The organism is Microbispora sp. GKU 823, assembly GCF_002027145.1.
Lineage (GTDB): Bacteria > Actinomycetota > Actinomycetes > Streptosporangiales > Streptosporangiaceae > Microbispora > Microbispora siamensis.
This window is the reverse complement of the sequence record NZ_MWJN01000052.1, coordinates 16,744-34,448: the sequence shown is the minus strand read 5'-3', so window position 1 is coordinate 34,448 and position 17,705 is coordinate 16,744. Positions and strand designations below refer to the sequence as shown.

General features: G+C 73.0%; 14 protein-coding genes and 4 pseudogenes. 11 read left to right on the top strand and 7 right to left on the bottom strand.

All coding sequences use genetic code 11. From position 1 onward, the window contains the following. Positions 1 to 37 precede the first annotated feature (37 nt). The 3 genes from B1L11_RS25415 to B1L11_RS25405 are packed head-to-tail and all read right to left on the bottom strand — an operon-like array spanning position 38 to position 2,890. Entirely contained in the window at positions 38 to 1,291 is a 1,254-nt protein-coding gene (locus B1L11_RS25415; protein WP_256862876.1) for a bifunctional RNase H/acid phosphatase, read from the bottom strand. Beyond that, entirely contained in the window at positions 1,288 to 2,028 is a 741-nt protein-coding gene (locus tag B1L11_RS25410; RefSeq protein WP_079316803.1) for a zinc ribbon domain-containing protein, read from the bottom strand. Before B1L11_RS25410 ends, B1L11_RS25415 begins: the two co-directional genes overlap by 4 nt. Before the next feature lie 10 nt (positions 2,029 to 2,038). Beyond that, positions 2,039 to 2,890 (bottom strand): Nif3-like dinuclear metal center hexameric protein, encoded by an 852-nt coding sequence (locus B1L11_RS25405; RefSeq protein WP_079316802.1) that lies wholly within the window; start codon positions 2,888 to 2,890, stop codon positions 2,039 to 2,041. Between the two features lie 85 nt (positions 2,891 to 2,975). On the opposite strand from B1L11_RS25405, the gene B1L11_RS25400 reads away from it, so the two are divergent. The 6 genes and pseudogenes from B1L11_RS25400 (at position 2,976) to B1L11_RS25385 (ending at position 7,620) form a co-directional block, all read left to right on the top strand. After that, on the top strand, positions 2,976 to 4,055 hold the full coding sequence (locus B1L11_RS25400) for a dipeptidase (RefSeq protein WP_256862875.1): 1,080 nt from the start codon (positions 2,976 to 2,978) through the stop codon (positions 4,053 to 4,055). 11 nt (positions 4,056 to 4,066) lie between these two features. After that, a pseudogene (locus B1L11_RS51905) lies at positions 4,067 to 4,546 on the top strand (M20/M25/M40 family metallo-hydrolase); the annotation flags it as partial. Continuing rightward, positions 4,486 to 4,782, top strand: a pseudogene (locus B1L11_RS55140) (peptidase dimerization domain-containing protein); the annotation flags it as partial. The pseudogenes B1L11_RS51905 and B1L11_RS55140, both read left to right, overlap by 61 nt. Positions 4,783 to 4,976: 194 nt before the next feature. Further along, positions 4,977 to 5,258 (top strand): hypothetical protein, encoded by a 282-nt coding sequence (locus B1L11_RS55135; protein ID WP_372974720.1) that lies wholly within the window; start codon positions 4,977 to 4,979, stop codon positions 5,256 to 5,258. Then, positions 5,255 to 6,094: a GNAT family N-acetyltransferase gene (locus tag B1L11_RS25390; protein WP_079316801.1), complete on the top strand. Its 840-nt coding sequence runs from the start codon at positions 5,255 to 5,257 to the stop codon at positions 6,092 to 6,094. Before B1L11_RS55135 ends, B1L11_RS25390 begins: the two co-directional genes overlap by 4 nt. Positions 6,095 to 6,294: 200 nt before the next feature. Beyond that, positions 6,295 to 7,620 carry a HAMP domain-containing sensor histidine kinase gene (locus B1L11_RS25385; protein ID WP_256862873.1) on the top strand — a complete coding sequence of 442 codons (1,326 nt, stop codon included), beginning with the start codon at positions 6,295 to 6,297 and terminating at the stop codon, positions 7,618 to 7,620. Between the two features lie 4 nt (positions 7,621 to 7,624). Here B1L11_RS25385 and B1L11_RS51895 read toward each other — a convergent pair whose 3' ends face one another. From B1L11_RS51895 to B1L11_RS25375, 3 genes and pseudogenes are all read right to left on the bottom strand, one after another. Further along, on the bottom strand, positions 7,625 to 8,038 hold the full coding sequence (locus B1L11_RS51895; RefSeq protein ID WP_256862872.1) for a thiamine pyrophosphate-dependent enzyme: 414 nt from the start codon (positions 8,036 to 8,038) through the stop codon (positions 7,625 to 7,627). Between the two features lie 266 nt (positions 8,039 to 8,304). Continuing rightward, positions 8,305 to 9,306 (bottom strand): annotated as a pseudogene (locus tag B1L11_RS25380) (thiamine pyrophosphate-binding protein); the annotation flags it as partial. Positions 9,307 to 9,409: 103 nt separating this feature from the next. Continuing rightward, on the bottom strand, positions 9,410 to 10,429 hold the full coding sequence (locus B1L11_RS25375; protein ID WP_179155314.1) for a 2-hydroxyacid dehydrogenase: 1,020 nt from the start codon (positions 10,427 to 10,429) through the stop codon (positions 9,410 to 9,412). Positions 10,430 to 10,766: 337 nt separating this feature from the next. Here B1L11_RS25375 and B1L11_RS25370 point away from each other — a divergent pair, with 337 nt between their 5' ends. The 5 genes and pseudogenes from B1L11_RS25370 to B1L11_RS25350 all read left to right on the top strand — a co-directional run bounded on the left by B1L11_RS25370 (position 10,767) and on the right by B1L11_RS25350 (position 16,386). Beyond that, the gene (locus B1L11_RS25370; RefSeq protein ID WP_079316799.1) at positions 10,767 to 12,602 is read left to right on the top strand and encodes an SCO2524 family protein; all 1,836 of its coding nucleotides are present in this window, start codon (positions 10,767 to 10,769) and stop codon (positions 12,600 to 12,602) included. A 92-nt stretch (positions 12,603 to 12,694) separates the two neighbouring features. Then, positions 12,695 to 13,516: pseudogene (locus B1L11_RS25365) on the top strand (SCO2523 family variant P-loop protein); the annotation flags it as partial. Next, positions 13,513 to 14,469, top strand: a complete 957-nt coding sequence (locus tag B1L11_RS25360) for an SCO2522 family protein (protein WP_143737526.1) — start codon at positions 13,513 to 13,515, stop codon at positions 14,467 to 14,469. The pseudogene B1L11_RS25365 and the gene B1L11_RS25360, both read left to right, overlap by 4 nt. 8 nt (positions 14,470 to 14,477) lie before the next feature. Beyond that, positions 14,478 to 15,404, top strand: a complete 927-nt coding sequence (locus tag B1L11_RS25355; protein WP_079316798.1) for an SCO2521 family protein — start codon at positions 14,478 to 14,480, stop codon at positions 15,402 to 15,404. A gap of 85 nt (positions 15,405 to 15,489) precedes the next feature. Continuing rightward, complete coding sequence (locus B1L11_RS25350; RefSeq protein ID WP_218671291.1) at positions 15,490 to 16,386, top strand: hypothetical protein; 897 nt, start codon at positions 15,490 to 15,492, stop codon at positions 16,384 to 16,386. Here the strand turns inward: B1L11_RS25350 and B1L11_RS25345 are convergent. Next, positions 16,349 to 17,563, bottom strand: coding sequence for an FAD-binding oxidoreductase (locus B1L11_RS25345; RefSeq protein WP_179155313.1), 1,215 nt, complete (start codon positions 17,561 to 17,563; stop codon positions 16,349 to 16,351). The two genes, B1L11_RS25350 and B1L11_RS25345, sit on opposite strands and share 38 nt — an antisense overlap. Between the last annotated feature and the right edge of the window lie 142 nt (positions 17,564 to 17,705).

Sequence of the window (17,705 nt, the reverse complement as noted above, 5' to 3'; positions counted from 1 at the left end):
TGCGGCCCCCGCGGCGCGTCGCCTTGTGACAGCGGCGTCAGGAAAGGTGGGCGGTGTCGTTGAGCGCCCGTACGACGGCGGGCCCGTCGGCGTAGTAGTCGATCGCCGACAGGCAGGCCAGGTCGAGGTGCATCCGATAGAGGGCCTCAGGCGGAGCGCCCAGCGCGAAGCGGACGAGCATCTTGATCGGGGTCACGTGGGAGACCACGACGACGCTGCGGCCTTCGTGGGCCTTCACGATGCGGTCCCTCGCCTGCTCGACCCGCCGGGCCGTCGACGCGAAGCTCTCCCCGCCGGGCGGCGCGACGTCCGGGTCGGCCAGCCAGGCCGCCAGTTCCCGGGGCCAGCGCTGCTGGATCTCCGCGAACGTGTGCCCCTCCCACTCGCCGAAGTCGGTCTCGCGGAGGTCGTCGTCGACCAGCACCGTCAGGCCCGTCCGGGCGGCCACCGCCTCCGCCGTCTGCCGGGCGCGCGCGAGCGGGGAGGCGACGATCACCTCGACCTCGTACGGCTGCCGCGACAGGCGCAGGGCGGCGGCCTCGGCCTGCGCGAGCCCGGTGGGGGTGAGCGACGGGTCGCCCAGCCCGGAGAACCGCTTCTCCACCGACAACGGCGTCTGCCCGTGCCTGAGCAGGATCAGGGACGTGGCGGCGCGCGAGGCCCGGGGCATCCATCCGTGCCCGCGCCTGTCGTGGGACGTGGCGGTTCCGGCCGCCGCCGTTCCCGCACGTCCATCGGCGGCGGCCGGAGCCTGGGCGCCTGGAACGTCGTCGAAGAGCGAGGGCGCGTCGGTGTTGGGCGGCGCGGCGCCGGGCTCGACGGCCGGGGCGGACTCCGGCGCGGAGGTGATCTCGCTCGACTGCCAGGTCTCCCCCCGGGCCGCCGCGTCCATCGCCTCGTTGGCGAGCCGGTCGGCGTGGCTGTTGCGCTCGCGCGGAACCCACGTCCAGGTGACCCGGAACCGCCGGGCCAGGCCCGCCGCCTCCAGGGCGAGCGGCCGCAGGCCCTCGTGCTTGACCTTCCACCGGCCGGCCATCTGCTCGATGACCAGCTTGGAGTCCATCCGCACCTCGACCTGCCCGCCCTCCGCGCCGAGCGCGAGCAGCGCCCGGAGCCCGGCGATCAGGCCGCGGTATTCGGCCACGTTGTTGGTCGCGGTGCCGATCGACTCGGCGGCCTCGGCGAGCACCCGCCCCGCGTCGTCCTTGACCACCGCGCCGTACCCGGCCGGTCCGGGGTTGCCCCGCGACCCGCCGTCGGCCTCGACGACGAACCCCACGGCGACCGTCACAGACCCGACTCGGCCGTACGGACCAGGATGCGGCGGCACTCCTCGCAGCGGACCACCTCGTCGTGGGCGGCGGCCCGGATCCGGTTGAGGTCGGCGATCGACAAGCTCGTACGGCAGCCGAGGCACCGGCCGCCGTGCAGCATGGCGGCGCCGACGCCGGTCTGCTCGCGCATCTTCTCGTACAGCCCGAGCAGGTCGGCGGGGACGTCGGCGGTGATCGCGGACCGGCCGGAGGTCAGCTCGCCGGTCTCCTTGTCGATCTCGGCGAAGGCCGCGTCCCGGCGGTCCTCGGCGGCGCGCAGCGTGCCGGTCACCTCTTCGCGCTCGGACTTGAGGGTGGTGACCCGGGCGTCGGCCGCCTCCCGGCGCTCCATGATCTCCAGCACGACCTCCTCCAGGTCCGACTGCCTGCGCCGCAGGGAGACGATCTCGGACTGGAGACTCGCCAGGTCCTTGGGCGAGGAGACCTGCCCGGAGTCGAGGCGCTTCTGGTCGCGGTCGACCCGGACGCGTACGGCGTCCACGTCCGACTCGGCCTTGGCCTGGTCGCGGGCGAGGTCGCCGGCCTCGGTCTCGGCGGCGATGATCTGCGTCGAGACCTGGGCCAGCCTCTTGGACAGCTCGTCGATCTCGGCGAGCTCCGGCAGGGTGCGGCGGCGGTGCCGCAACCGGTCGAGACTGGTGTCGAGCTCAGCGAGATCGAGCAGACGCTTCTGTGCTTCCGGTGCGGCCTTCATCCCAAATCCCTCAAGATGCTCGGGGGTCCAAGTCGGTGGTCGTCGCCGTCCAGGCGTCGGTGACGGCGTCCGAGACGCGCGCCTCAACAGTAATGCCCCTGGCCGCCAACGCTGACGTCAGACGCCGGGCGGCGTCCGCGAGCCACGGCCACTCCGTGGCCCAGTGGGAGGCGTCGACCAGCGCTGGCCCGTCCGCCTCCATGTGCTCGCTGGCCGGGTGGTGCCGCAGGTCGGCCGTCAGGAAGACGTCCACGCCCGCGGCCCTGGCCGTGCCCAGCAGGGAGTCGCCCGCGCCGCCGCAGACGGCGACGGTCCGCACCGGCCGGTCGGGGTCGCCCGCGACCCGCAGCGGCCCTGCCGTACGGGGCAGGCCCGAGGCGGCCAGCGCAGCGAACTCCCGCAGCGGCGTCGGGGCGGGCAGATCTCCGATCCGCCCGAGCCCCCGGCGCGGATCGTCGGCGGAGGGCTGGAGGGGCCGCAGGTCCCCGGTCAGGCCGACGGCCCGCGCGAGCGCGTCCGAGACCCCGGGGTCGGCGACGTCGGCGTTGGTGTGCGCGGCGTAGAGCGCGGCGCCGCCGCGGATGAGCCGGTGCACGACCCGGCCCTTGAAGGTGGTGGCGGCCACGCTCGTGGTGCCGCGCAGGTAGAGCGGGTGGTGGGTGACGACGAGGTCGGCCCCCCAGCCGAGGGCCTCGTCCACGACCGCGGCGACCGGGTCGACCGCGAACAGGACCTTCCGTACGGCCTGCTCCGGGTCGCCGCAGACGAGGCCCACCGCGTCCCAGGGCTCGGCCCACGAGGGGTCGTACAGCGCCTCCAGGCACTCGACCACCTCGGCGAGGGTGCAGGAGATCGATTCCACCCGCGCACACTACAGCCTGCTGGCGGAACGTTCCGGGAAGAGTAACGTCCCCATTGACGCCCCGCCGTCAGGAAGGATCCCCAGCGTGCCCGTTGAACAGCAGAACCTGCACGTCAAGTCCGTGGTCGCCGACACCCACAACGACCTGCTCATGGCCGTGTCCGCCCGGCCGCCCGCGATATGGGCCTCGTTCTTCCGCGAGCGGTGGCTCCCCCAGCTCGTCGAGGGCGGGGTCGACGTGCAGGTGCTGCCCGTGTTCGTGGAGAGCCAGTTCCGCCCCGAGGGCGCGCTGCGCCAGACGCTGCGGATGATCGAGTGCGCCCACGTGCTGGCCGAGGGCAACGCCGACGCGGTGGCGCTGTGTCACGACGGGCAGCAGATCGACGAGGCCCTCGCCCTCGGCAGGATCGCCCTGGTGCTGGCCCTGGAGAGCATGCCGGGGATCGACGAGAGCGTCGAGCTGATCCCGACCCTGCACCGCCTCGGGGTCCGCGTCGCCTCGATCGCCCACTGGGGCCGTACGGCTCTCGCCGACGGCAGCGGCCAGGACGGCACCAGCTCCAGGCTCACCAGCCACGGTGTCGAGGCGCTGCGCGAGATGGAACGGCTCGGCATGATCTTCGACATCTCCCACCTGGGCGCCACGGGCGTCGCCCACGTGCTGGAGATCGCGACCCGGCCCGTCATCGCGACCCACTCCTCCGCGCGCGCCCTGCGCGACCACCACAGGAACCTCACCGACGACCAGCTCAGGGGCGTCGCCGCAGGGGGCGGCGTCGTCTGCGTGAACTTCCTCGCCGCCTTCCTCACCGAGGACGCCCGCTCGGCCACGATCGACCACCTCGTGGACCACATCGAGCACGTCGCGGGCGTCGCCGGCATCGACCACGTGGGCCTCGGCCCCGATTTCGTGCGCGAGGTGTACGAGGACCTCACCCCGCCGTGCTGCGAGGGCTTCAGCTACTCCGGGATCGACTCCGGCGCGGCCATCCCGGGGCTGGAGGGCCCGCGCGGCCTGCCGCTGGTGACCGACGCGCTGGTCAAGCGGGGTTTCTCCGACGAGGAGATCCAGAAGATCCTGGGCGCCAACGTGATGCGCCTGTTCCGCGCGGAGCTGGGCCGTACGGCCCGGGAACGGCCCGAGCCCGAACGGCCGCGGCGGTGAACCTGGAGGCCATGCTGGCCGACCTCGAGGAGCTGGTGCTCTGCGAGTCGTACTCCACCGACCACGAGGCGGTGGCACGCAGCGCGCGGGTCGTCGGGGCGCTGGGCCGCAGGCTGCTGGGGGCCGAGCCGGAGACCCTGGTGATCGACGGGGTCACCCACCTGCGCTGGTCGTTCGGCCCACCGCGGGTCCTGCTGCTGGGCCACCACGACACGGTCTGGCCGGTCGGCACGCTGCGCGAGCATCCCTGGTCGGTGGCCGACGGGGTGGCGCGGGGGCCGGGCGTGTTCGACATGAAGGCCGGTCTCGTGCAGCTCTTCCACGCGGTCGCCTCGCTGCCGTCTCCCGACGGCCTGACCGTGCTCGTCGTCGGGGACGAGGAGCTCGGCTCGCCGACCTCCCGCCCGGTGATCGAGTCGGTCGCGTCGCGGTGCGCCGCCGCGTTCGTGCTGGAGGCCAGCGCGGACGGCGGCGCGCTGAAGACGGCCCGCAAGGGCATCTCGCGCTACGAGCTGACCGTGCACGGCCGGCCGCGCACGCCGGTCTCGAACCCGAGCTGGGGGCCAACGCCGGCGTCGAGCTGGCCCACCAGGTGCTGGCCATCGCGGGCATCGCGGCCCAGGTCGAGTCGTCGTCCAGGGCGGGGGCGACGTCGGTGACGCCCACCATGCTGACCGCGGGGACGAGCACCAACACGGTTCCGGCCCGGGGCCGGGTCGCCGTCGACGTCCGCGTGCCCGACCTGGCGGCGCAGCGGCGGGTGGACGAGCTGATGCGGGCGCTGGCCCCGCACACCCCGGGCGTCCGGCTGGAGCTGCGTGGCGGGCCGAACCGCCCGCCGCTCGACCCCGCCGCCTCCGCCGGGCTGTTCGAGGTCGCCGTACGGCTCGCCGCCGAGCTGGGCATGGCGCGCTGCGCGGGGTGCCGGTCGGCGGCGGCTCTGACGGCAACTTCACCGCGGGCGTCGGCTGCCCGACGCTCGACGGCCTGGGCGCGGTGGGGGGCGGCGCGCACGCCGCCGAGGAGCACGTCCTGGTCGCCGAGATGCCGGTCCGCGCCCGCCTGGTCGCGGCGCTGGTCGCGTACGTGCTGTCGGGCGGGCCGGTCAGCGGCCCCGGCGGCGCCGATCCCACACGGGCCGATCCCACCCATGTCGATCCCACACTGCGGGATGTGAGGCAGACCGCCGGGGAGACCGCGTGAACCCGTGCGATCCCGTCGCCGCCCGGGATCAGGCGGCCCGGGCGGCCGCGCGGCGCGGCCTGCGGATCGCCGAGCTGCGCACGGTCGCCGAGTTCGAGCGCGTGGTCCGGCTGTTCGACGGCATCTGGCGTCCGGAGCCCTGGAACCCGCCGATCACGGCGGAGCTGATGCGGGCGCTGACCCACGCGGGCGGGTACGTCGCCGGGGCGTTCGACGGCCCGGAACTCGTCGGGGCCGCCGTCGCCTTCCTCGCGGCGCCGGTGGGGCAGGCGCTGCACTCGCACGTGACCGGCGCCGTGCGGCCCGGCGCCGGGTTCGCACTCAAGCTGCACCAGCGGGCCTGGGCCCTGGAGCGCGGCCTGAGCCGGATCACCTGGACCTTCGACCCCCTCGTGCGCCGCAACGCCCACTTCAACCTGGCCAAGCTGGCCGCCCTGCCGGAGGAGTACCTGCCCGATTTCTACGGTCCCATGGGCGACGCGGTCAACGCCGGCGACGAGTCCGACCGCGTCCTCGCGGTGTGGCGGCTCGACGACCCGCGGGTGGCGCGGGCCTGCGACGGCCTGCCGCACCGCCCCGCCGGGGCGGACGGCGCGGTGACCGCGCTCGCCGAGCGGGACGGCCGGCCGGTGGCCCTTCCCGCGGACGGGCCTGCCGTGCTCGTCGCCGTGCCGGCGGACGTGGAGACCCTGCGCCGCACCGACCCGGATGCGGCCAAGGACTGGCGGCACGCCGTACGCGACGTGCTGGGCGGGCTGATGGCGCAGGGCCGTACGGTGACGGGCTTCGCCGGCGGCTGCTACGTCGTCGAGCGGCGCTCCCCCGCCCCGGAGTGAGACGGGCGGCGTGACCCGGCGCTGCGTACGGGCCGGAATGGGTAAGGAACGGACAGCGGCGTCCCGGCGACGGCGTCGATCATCGGCAGGGGTAACGTGCCAGGTGAGCCGGGTGGGGACACCCGGCGGCGCGGCCGCGAGGCCTGAATGGTCATCTGATTACCGGGGGGAATCAGATGAGCGGGTGGCGGGGATCCTCGGTGCGGATCCGCTTGACGGTGCTGGCGAGCGCGGTGATGGCTCTCCTGTGCGCCGTCGCCGTGCTGCTGGTCCTCGGGATCCTGCACGGCACCGCCGAGCGGTACAAGACCGACGAGATCACCACCACCGCCGTACGCCTCGCCTACCAGGCCAAGCGCGACCGGCTGCCTCCGGTGCTGCTGGACCCGGGCGTGGCCGGCGTGCAGGTGATCGACAACAACGGCCGGATCGTCTCCGTCAGCGACACCCTGACCGGCCGGCCGCGCATGGCCGCGTTCCGGCCGGAGCTGACGACCCCGGAGACGAGCAAGGTGCTGTGCGCCTCCCCGGCGTTCCCGGACCGGTGCATGGTCGTCGTCGCGTTCCGCTTCCACAACACCGGCGGCCTGTGGACGATCTACGCGGCCGACGACACCGTGCCGTGGTACGTCAGCGGCCCGCTGCTGGCGGCGCTGCTCGGCGGCTCACTCCTGCTGGTCGGGCTCACCGCGCTCGGCACGTACCAGACCGTGCGCAAGGCGCTCGGCCCGGTGGAGGCGATCACGGGCAAGCTCGCCCGGATCACCGCGACCGACCTGAGCCAGCGCGTGCCGGTGCCGAAGTATCACGACGAGATACGGCGGCTCGCCGAGACCGCCAACCAGACCCTGGACCGGGCGGAGATGGCCGTCGAGCGGCAGCGGCGCTTCGCCTCCGACGCCTCCCACGACCTGCGCAGCCCGCTGACCGCGATGCGCACGGAGATCGAGGAGGCGTTGCTGCACAGCGAGGACGCCGACTGGCCGGCCACCGGGCGCGCCCTGCTGAGCAGTTGCGACCGCCTGCAGGCGCTCGTGACCGACCTGCTCCAGCTCGCCCGGCTCGACGCAGGCGCGCCGCCCCGTCGCGAGCCCGCCGACCTCGGCGGCCTCGCCGCCCGTGAGCTCGACCGCAGGTCGCGCAAGGTGGAGGTGGTGCGGCACCTGGCGCCCGGCGTGATCGTCGTCGGCGACCGGCTGGCCCTGGCGCGCCTGCTCAACAACCTCCTCGACAACGGCGAGCGGCACGCGGTGTCCAGGCTCACGGTGACCGTGCGGCGCGAGGACGGCAAGGGCGTGCTGGAGGTGCTCGACGACGGCGCCGGGATCCCGCCCGACAAGCGGGAACTGGTCTTCCAGCGCTTCACCCGGCTCGACGCCGCCCGGTCGAAGGACGCCGGCGGCACCGGGCTCGGGCTGTCCATCGCCCGCCAGATCGCCCAGGCGCACGGGGGGACGCTCACGATCGAGGACAGCGACCGGGGCGCCCGCTTCGTGCTGCGGCTCCCGCTCGCGCCCGCCCGGTGACGGTTCAGTCCTCCTCGGGTACGACGATCACGGTGGGCGCCGGGACGCGCAGGGCCTCGGCGACCGCCTCCTCCAGCTCCCCCGGCGTCTTGACGGCACGGCCCCGGGCTCCGTACGCGGCGGCGAGGGCGGGGAAGTCGGGCGCGTGCAGGTCCACGGCGACCGGCCGCATGCCCCGCTCCCGCATCTCCTCGCGGATCTCCCCGAAGCCGCCGTTCGCGGAGACGACGATCGGCAGGCTCAGCTCCAGCTCCACCGCCGTGGCCAGCTCCTGGAGGCTGAACTGGAAGGCCCCGTCGCCGGCCAGCGCCACCACGGGGAGGTCGGGCCGCCCGAGCTTGGCGCCGATGGCGGCCGGCAACGCGAAGCCCAGCGTGCCGAACCCGGTGGGGAACAGGAACCGCCCGGGCGGGTCCATCGGAATGCCGACGAGCGCCCCGTGGTAGACGAACATCGAGTTGTCGCCCACCACGACGGTCTCCGGCGGCAGGGCCCGGCGCAGCGCCGCGAGCTGGCCGGACCACCTGCGGGTGAGCTGGTCGAGCTCCGCATTGTGGCCCACGCCGGATCCGGCTCCCGGCGCGGCAACGGCACGGCGCCCTGCCGGTCGAGCCGTTCCGCCAGCCCCCGCATGGCGAGCTCCGCGTCCGCGACGATCGCCACGTCGGCCACGTGGTCGCCGTGCATCTGCCCCGGGTCGATGTCGATGCGCACGAGGCGGCCGGACAGGACGAAGGCGTCGTCCCACAGGTCGGCCGGGCCGAGCTCGGTGCCGACGGCCAGCACGACGTCGCACGCGGCGAGCCACCGGCGTACGGCCGCCAGGTGCAGCGTGGTGCCGAGCGCCAGCGGGTGGCTCTCCGGCACCGCGCCCTTGCCGTTGACCGTGGTCACGACCCTCGCGCCGAGCCGTTCCGCCAGGCGCATCGCCAGACGCCCCACCGGCGGCTCGTCGTCCTGGCTCCCTCCACCCGGGCGCCGCCCGCCTGGGCCCCGCTCGCCTGGACACTGGGCGCCGCCGCCGAGCACGAGACCCGGGCGGCGCGCCGTGCGCAGCAGCCCGGCCGCCGCGTCGAGGGCCCGTGGGTCGGGCTCACGGCGCGTGATCCGGTACGGCGGGACGATCTTCACCTGGCCCTTCAGGTCGAGCAGGTCGAAGGGGATCTCGATGTGAACCGGCCGGGGGCGTCCCTCGGCGAACCGCCCGAAGGCACGGGCGACCGCGGCGGGGATCTCCCGCACGGTCGTCACCCGGTGGCTCCAGGCGCACAGCGCGTCGATCGCCCGCGACTGGTCCCTGCTCTCGTGCAGGTAGCCGCGGCCGTCGCGGGGATGGGCGGTGGGAACGCCGGGTGAGACGAGCAGGACCGGGGAGGAGTCGGAGTACGCCTGCCCGAGGGCCGTGGCCGCGTTGACCACACCGGGACCGGTGGTGGTGACGACGACGCCGGGCCTGCCGGTCACTCTGGCGTATCCGTCGGCGGCGTATCCCGCGCCCTGCTCGTGCCGGGGCGTCACGCATCGCACGCCCGCCCGGTCGAGCTCCTCGTAGATCGCGAGGTTATGGGTGCCCGGAATACCGAAAATCGTGTCGACGCCGTGCAGTCGCAGCGCCTCGACCAGGGCGCGCGCCCCCGTGGGCGTCGTGATCGTCCCCGCCGGGGGGATCGGGTCATGGCCGTCCACGTATCACTTCCCGGGATAGCGGAGGGGTTTCCCTTGGGTTTCCCAAATGGTTTCCCCTTCCACGCACCGCCCTACCGTTCCGCGTGCCGCCTTTTTCCTCCGGCTAACGAAAACGGGGCCGGGAACGCGATCCGACCTCGTGTTCGTCCCATCCGTACGTCAGCACATTCTCAATGGACTTCACGGCTTGGCGCACCATCCGGTCCATCGCCTCGACGGTGTGGGAGGCGATATGCCCGGTGACCAGGAGGCGTTCGGGGAAATCCCGCCGCAATTCGATCGCCTCCTTGCATTCCGGGCCGTAGAAGCCGTCGAAGACCGCCATGCTGACGCGGCCCTTCTCCAGGCCGGTGTAAAGGGCGCCGGGACTGACGATGGCCGGGCGGGCGGTGTTGACGAGGATCGCGCCCTCCGGCATCCGGCCGATCACCGACGAGTCGACCATCGACCTGGTCTCGCCGGTCTCCGGCACCATGACCACGAGGATGTCGCTGCCCGCGGCCAGGTCGAGCAGGGGCAGGTAGGAGATGCCGAGGTCCCGCTCGGTGTCCGGCCTGCGGGTGCGGCTGTAGTAGGACACGCGGACGCCGAAGCCCCGGCGCAGGATCTCCGCGATCCGCCGGCCGTTCGCGCCCATGCCGATGATGCCGACGCTGCGGGCGGCGAGCTCGTGGGGCAGTTCGTCGGAGCCCTGCCAGCCGGGAACCCGGGCGCCCAGGTGCCGGGGGATGCCCAGGTTGGCGTTGACGATCTGCGCGACCGTGAACGTCGCGACCGCGTCGGTGGCCGCCCCCGGCGTGCTCGTGACGGCGATGCCGAGCCGGTCGGCCGCCGCGGCGTCGACGAAGTTCTCGTAGCCCACCCCGAGGAAGGCCACGACCTTCAGCGTCTTGCGCGCCTCGCGCAGCACCCGCGCGCTCGCCCGCTCCTCACCGCCGTGCAGATAGGCGACCGCTCCCCGCAGCTCGCGCACCAGCTGGTCCTCGGTCAGCGGCGACGCGAGCCGCCGTACGGTGAGCCCCTGCCGGGCGAGCGGCTCCAGCAGCGCCATGTCGATGCCCGCCCCGGTCACCAGGACCGTCCCGCCTTTGGGGGCCGCTCCGGCCGCCGGCCACGGCTGCACGGGACGATAGTCCGTTATATCCCTTGGAGCCGCGGTTTGGGACATTTCAAATATCTCTCAGACTTAGGACATATATGTCTGTTTTTCTCTGTGGTATCTCTCCAATCACGACAACCAGGCGGTGCACGAAATACCACAGATGGTCCAGGCGACGAAGCTGGAATCCAATGGTATAAGGGTTGTGGTGGTTCCGTCTCCACCTGAGTCGGAAAAGGAAACCCCTAGGGAGGGTCTGGGGACCCCGGCCTCGGTCCCGCCCGGCCACACGAGCGTGCCTTTCTTCGCGACGGCAGCACGGAGAGGGCACGGAAGACGGCGCAGCGCAGAGAGGGCCCAAATGAAACTCCAGCCGCGACAGCAGCTCCTGGAGCTGTGGGAGGCGGCCGCGCGCGCCTCCTACCGGGACGGCGTCTGGGCGTGGGGCGGCCGGGACGGGTCGAACTCCATCTCCGACGCGGAGCAGCTTCTCTGCTTCATGTATCCGGCCTCGGAACTGCCGGGCTTCCGCCTGGACACGCCGGACGAGACGGCCGACGACGTGCTGGCCGCGCTGGCCGTCCTCGGCGACTCCGTGGAGATCCCCAAGCTCCTGCTCAAGGTCATCGGGCAGTACCTGCGCACGTACACCGCCGACGACGGCCGCCCGCTGTTCTCCGGAGGCAGCTACTTCCGCTCGGTGGACGACGAGACGAAGGTCACGCCCGAGCAGCTCCAGCTCGACGTGGTCGACTCCTTCTCCATGTCGGTCACGCTCGCGCTCGGCACACTCGGCTTCCTGAAGGTCTTCCGGCAGAGCGTGCGGCGCGAGTCCATCCGCCGCGAGATCCGCGAGCTGGAGGACCTGGCCAGCAAACGGCTGTCGGCCGCGATGGCGGGCCTGCTGCGCAGCTTCACGGTCAACGCGTTCGACCCCGGCTCCACGGCGGGCCGCGCGCTGCTGCGCACGGTGAACCAGACCGGCGCACCCGTCCGCCGCGTGCTCGACGACCTGCGGCGCGAGCTGCGGCCGGTGCGGGCCGGCCTGCGCGACCTGACGATCGGCTCGGGCAGCCAGGTGGACCTCGACAACGAGAACCTGCTGTTCGAGTGCGGCTGGACGTGGGGCATCGTGAAGGACGCCCCCGACATCGTCACGCCGCTCGACATCGGCCCCCAGCCCAAGGGCGTGGCCGCCGACACGCCGTTCCTGTACTTCACCGTCAACGCCCTCGTCGGCATCGCCGACCTGTTCTCCGCCCGCACCCGCGTCCTGAGCCTGCTCAACGACGACCAGATCACCCTCGCCCAGGCCATCCAGCGCCGCTGGGACCTCACCCAGTCCTACTGGCGCACCATCGCGACGTACGGACGGGGCACCTGGCCGCTGGAGGACATCCCCTGGCGGACGGTCGACGAGAAGGAGTCGGACTACTACAGCCTCGGCGTCACCGCCATGGTGGTGCAGAGCCTGGTCAACAACCGGGCGGCCGACGTGGACCTCGGCCGGGTCGCCGCCGTGCTGGAGGAGCTGGCCGTCCGCGCCAGGATCATCCGCAGGGCGGTGCCGGGCGACCCGCCCGTGCTGATGCACTCCCCCGGCGTCCCGATCAACCTGCACGGCAGCGACGTGCTCGGCCCCCACCTCGTGTGGGTCGTCTCCGACTTCGCCATCACGCTGCTCAAACGGACCATCTGGGCCGCCTCCATCGCGCAGAACACGCGGATGCGCGAGCGGCTGCTCGCCCTCGCCGACCAGATCTGGCGGCACATCATGCTGCGCCGCCACACGGACGGCCCGGCCGCCGGCCTGTGGGACCAGCCGGGCAACGTCTTCAGCGACATCCAGGTGCGCGACGAGGAGCCGTCCTGGTACTTCAGCGAGCGGGTCGTCGAGTTCCTCGTCTCCGCGGCGGCGTCCAGCGGGGAGCCGCCGCTGCGCAGCCCCCAGCTCGTGGAGCTGGCCCTCCAGATGCTCGGGGAGGCCGAGCACCTGCTGGACCAGGAGCTGGTCACCCGGCCTCTGGTGGGCGGGCAGACGATCCAGCCCAAGCTGCGCTCGATCCAGGCGTCGCTGCAGCGGGCCAGGGCGATCGTCAGCGACCGGCCCGCCACCGCCCAGGCGCTGATCAACGACGCCCTGCTCGGCCTCGAACGGCTGGCCGCCGCCCGCGACAGCGCGTCGGAGGCGATCTAGGTGCTTGTCTTCGCGATCTCGGACAAGGGCGGGACCGGGCGCTCGGTCACCGGCACCAACATCGTGTACCGGCACGCCCTGCAGGCAACGACGTCTGCTATCTGGACTTCGACTTCGGCTCGCCGACCGCCGGGGCGATCTTCAGCGTCAGCGCGGTGGCCCGCGGCACCCCGGAGAACGGCCTGCACGAATACCTGCGGGGCGAGTGCCCGCAGCCGCGGCGGGTGGACGTGTGGGCCGAGTCCGACCGCGAAGGGTTGCGCACCCGCCCGCCCGGCGCGGGACGGCTCGTGCTGCTGCCGGGCAGCGAGGGCGGCGGCGAGCTGTCGGCCCTCACCGACGAGATCGTCGGCCGCTGCGTCCAGCTGTTCGGGCGGCTGGAGGAGGAGTTCGACCTGTGCATGATCGACGTCAGCGCCGGCCGGTCGTTCACCGCCGAGCTGGTCCTGGCGGCGACCGTGCGGATGCCCGCGGTCCCGTTCCGCTGGCTGGTCTTCCACCGCTGGACGCGCCAGCACATCATCGCGGCCGACGGGCTCGTCGCCGGCGCCGACGGGCTGCTCGACGTCGGCAGCAGGTTCGGCCACGACCGGGAGGACCTGCGCGACCGCATCCGCTTCGTGCGCACGGCCGTGCTCGAACCGGACGCGGCGGAGCTCGTCGGGCTGCGCGACGAGCAGCGGGCCTGGCTGAGCGCGTGCGACAGCGAGCTGCGCGAGCTGGCCGGCCGCCACGGCGTCGGCCGTACGGCCATGCTCGGCAAGATCCCCCTGGACCCGGTCCTCCAGTGGCGCGAGCAGCTCATCACCGACGAGGACGTGCTCGCCAGCAAGATCGCCAACGCGGAGACCGCCGCCGCGTTCGACGAGCTCGCCAAGAAGATCGTCGACGACAGCGCGTGGGAGGGCCTGTGACGCCGGTGCACGCGACGTTCGGCGAGGTGGCGGCCGAGCGCAGGATCGCCTCCGTCCCCCTCTCCCATGTGTCCGTCGAGCTCGGGCATCTCTACATGGAGGACTTCGAGGCGGGCCCGGACCGGCTGCGCGAGCAGTTCCGCAGGGTCGCGCCGTGGCTCGCCACGGTCCGCTCGTTATGGCGGGAGCGGGTGCCCGGGGGCCGTGCCCGGGTGAGCACCTGCTTTCTGGTGGACGACTACTTCAGCCGCTTCAGCACCCCCGCAGAACTGGTCCCGATGGTCTTGGAGGCGGCGGCGGAGCACGACCTGTCCATCGACTACCTGGCCCGCGAGTCGGCCTGCGCCCAATCGGGCGGTGTCGAGCTGGCCCGGCTCGTGGAGGACCGGCTCGTCGACGACCCGCCGCCGGAGACCGACGGGTCGCGCCCGCCCGTGAAGGAGACGGGCTGGCTGTGCAACGGCTCCCGCTCGCCCCGCACCGCGCCGCTGCAGGCGATGGGCAAGGCCCGGCCGTGGGAGCCTCCCGCCCAGAACGCCAAGCGCGGCCACTCGATCTTCGTGGACGTCGAGCTGTGGGACGAGAAGGGGCCGCGGCGCACCTGGTCGTGCCCCTTCCTCGCGGCCGTCTGGCAGCTCCTGCGGCTGGGGCTGCTGCGCAGCGAGGGCCGGGTGCCGCTCCCTCCGGTGGCCCTGGACGGCGGCTGGCCCCGCGACTGGGACGGACTGCCCGCGGTCGTCCGGCTCAACCCCCAGGCCGCGCCGTTCAGCGCGTACACCACGCTGTCCGTCCTCTCCCCCCGGTTCCTGCCCGTCGAGCTGGCCGTACGGACGATCCTGAGCCAGGTCGCGGTGGACGACGAGGTCCTGCGGCAGGTCGCCACCCGGAGCGAGAGCGAGGGAGTCCGGCTCGAAGAGGAGCTCGTCGACCGCATCTCCTACGTCTTCGTCTGAGGGGCCCGATGCTGGTGATCGGGGAAGTCCAGACCGGGCTGCTGCAGAACTCCGGGGAGATCTCCGAGTCGACGTGCCGTCAGGTGCTGGGGCTCATGGCCGGGGAGAGCGTGCGGGTCTCCCGCCGTCCCATCGTCCACGCGCTGTCGCCCGAGCGGCTGACCGGGGTGGACTGCGCGCTGCCCGCCGCCTCCCGCTCCCGGATCAGGGGCGTCGGCACGGTCGTGTCCCGCTGCGCGGTGACCGGGGGCCGGGTGGCCCAGGGGTCGTCGTACGTCCGGGTGGTGCGCTCGGAGACCGACCGGAGGCTGCCCTGGTCGCACTACCTGTCCCGGCCCGGGGTCGTGGAGGTCCTGGGGAAGGCGAAGGCGTCCGACCTCGCCGAAGGGTTCACCGGCGACCCCGCGCCCGGCTGTCTCGATCTGGGCGCCGTCAGCGGCCGGTTCCTCGACCTCGTCCAGGCGTCCCCGCTGCTGGACCGGCGGGCGCCCTTCAAGATCCCGCGGACGAGCCTGCGGTGGGTGGCGGAAACCGGCGAGCCGTCGATCCGGTTCACCCTGCACACCGAGCAGGAGCGGACGCTGCGCCTGACGCATCCCGGCCCGTTCACCCCCGCCGTGGTCGACCTGTGCGAGGACCTGGCGACGCACGACTGGCTGCTGACGTCGCTACTGGTCATCGTCGAGCGGGCGCGGATCGGCGCGACGCCGGGGGCCCAGGCGGTGGCCCGCCTGGCACCCGCCATCGACCACCTCATGCACCTGTGGATGCCCGCCGCCCGGGTCGAGGAGTGGCTGACGCCGTTCTGGGAGAGCCTGGAGCGGCGGCCGGGGTTCACCCGGCAGTGGCGTTCCCTGGTCGACCGGGTCCGCGACCAGGTCGCGATGAACACCCTGGCACTGCTCAGCGCGACCGCCGAAGCCGGACGGAGGTGACCGTGACCGGAGCAGCACCCGAGCCCTCCCCGTCGCTCGTCCCGAGGATCGTGCGCAAGGTCCTCGTGACGTGCTCGTGGGCGGCGTGAGCTATCTCGTGAGCAACGCGCTCATCCACGGGCCGAACGAGGACCTGTGGAGCCTGCTGCTCGCGACCTTCATCAGCGGCGTCGCCTTCGTCGTGCAGTTCCTCGCGGACGTGGACGACCAGCTCGAGACCGTGCTGCAGGAGCAGCGCAGGCAGCACACGAAGACCCACGATCTGGTGGCCGACAGCTTCTCCAAGATCAACGAGGCGAGCAAGCTGTTCGGCGTCGTGGAGATGTCCGCGCTGGAGACCAGGGGTGTGGCCGAGCTGGTGCAGAACGCCGCCAAGATCCGCGACGACATGCCCGACCTCGTCAAGAGCCTGGTGCACCACGAGGTCACCCGGATGGCGAAGTTCCTCGGCGAGCTGGCCGACGGCAGGTACGCGCTGTACGAGGGCGAGGACCGCGACTGGCTGCTGGCGCTCGCGCGCAACGCCCGGGTCAGTCTCGACGCGATCAGCCTGACCAGCGTGGACGCCCGCGACACCGAGTTCGAGGGCGGCTTCTGGCACACCGACCTCGGGCAGCGCTACGTCAAGCTCCAGCGCGACCTCGTCCAGCGCGGGGCGCGGGTGCGCCGGGTGTTCGTAGTGGACCGTTCCGAGCGGCTCGACTCCGAGACGTTCCGCCGGGTGTGGAAGTGGCAGACCACGGTCGGGATCGAGGTGCGCACGCTCCTCCTCACCGACGCGCCGCCCCTGCTGCGCGGCTCGCTGTCGGACTTCATCCTGTTCGACGGGGTCGTCTACTACGAGTCCAACCCCGCCCCGCAGGTCGGCGACGGCATCGCCCCGGTGATCCACAGCACGATCCTCGTCCAGGACCAGGAGAGGGTGCGGGAGCGGGCCGAGCGGTTCAGCGAACTGTGGGAGGCGGCGACACCGGCGGCGTAGGCGGGAGCGGCGCGGGAGGGAAGGGGCGGTCGGGCCGGCAGACGGCGAGCAGTTCCTTCTCCCGGGGGCCGGCGGTCCCGCGGACCAGGGCCGCCACCAGCTCCGCCGTGACGGGGGCGAGCGTGACCCCGAGGCCGCTGTGGCCGGTGGCCGCCACGACCCGGCCGTGGTCGTCCACGTGGCCGAGGATGGGCATGTGGTCGGCGCTGCCCGGCCGCAGTCCGGCCCAGCGCCGGCCGATCGGCCAGGTGGCCGCTCTGGGCATGAGCGCTGCGACGCCCCGCCGGATCTCCTCGACCGCCGCGGCGGTCACCGTCACGTCGCCCACGTTCTCCTCGTACGTGACGCCGACGGCCACCCTGCCGTCGTGGCGCGGGACGAGATAGGGGTAGTACTCCCGGCCGTCCTGCCTGATCTCCGCGAAGATGTGGTGGCGCAGCGGGTAGGTGACGGCCCCGGGCGGACGGACGTCGAAGGCCACGCCCTTGATGGGGAACAGGTGGGCGCGGTGGCGGGGCAGGAAGACCCCGCTCAGGTGGCCGGCCGCGACGACGGCCTGCTCCGCGGACACCCGGCGGCCGTCGTGGAGGTCCACCTCGACGCCGCCCGGCCCGGTCCGCAGGTCGGTGGCGCGCACCGCGTTCAGCACCCGGATCGGCGTACGACCCGACAGCACGGCTCCCGACAGGGCGGCCATGAGCACCCGCGGGTCGAGCGCGAGCTCCTCCGGCAGCAGGAACCCGCCGACGACGCGCTCGCTCAGCAGCGGTTCGAGGCTCCTGGCGTCGGCCGCCGTCAGCCGCTCGACGGCGAACGGCGAGTTCTTCCACTGCGGCAGCACCTTGGACTCCAGGCGCTCCATCTCGGCCTCGTCAAGCGCGACCTGGATGTCGCCGCCGTCCAGCACCGGGACCTCGACGCCCGAGGCGTCGCGGATCTCCTCAAGCCAGTCCGGGTAGATGTCGCGGCTGCTCTTGATGACGCTGCTGAGCGGGCCGAGGCAGGAGGGCTCCGTCTGAGTCAGGATGCCGCCCATCGCGCCGTCGGAGGCGCCGAGCCCGAGGCGCTGCCCGGCGTCCACGAGCACCACGCTCGTGCCCCGCGCGGCCAGCCGGTGCGCGATCGCGCAGCCGATCACGCCACCACCGATGATCACGACGTCGCAGGTCTCACGCACGCGGGCTCCCAATTCGCCGTCCCCTCGCTTCGACAGTAGGTGAGGGAGGGCCGTTCAAGAAGGCCACACACGGGTGACCTCGCCGAACTGTACCGCGCGGAAATCTTGCCGGCCGGGAAATCCGCCGAGTCGCGTCGTGGCG

What these genes read in the sequence shown, in the direction of transcription:
- B1L11_RS25355 (WP_079316798.1), top strand. Translation starts at nt 14,478, where the DNA reads ATGCTGGTGATCGGGGAAGTCCAGACCGGGCTGCTGCAGAACTCCGGG.
- B1L11_RS25410 (WP_079316803.1), bottom strand. Translation starts at nt 2,028, where the DNA reads ATGAAGGCCGCACCGGAAGCACAGAAGCGTCTGCTCGATCTCGCTGAG.
- B1L11_RS25370 (WP_079316799.1), top strand. Translation starts at nt 10,767, where the DNA reads ATGAAACTCCAGCCGCGACAGCAGCTCCTGGAGCTGTGGGAGGCGGCC.
- B1L11_RS51895 (WP_256862872.1), bottom strand. Translation starts at nt 8,038, where the DNA reads ATGGACCCGCCCGGGCGGTTCCTGTTCCCCACCGGGTTCGGCACGCTG.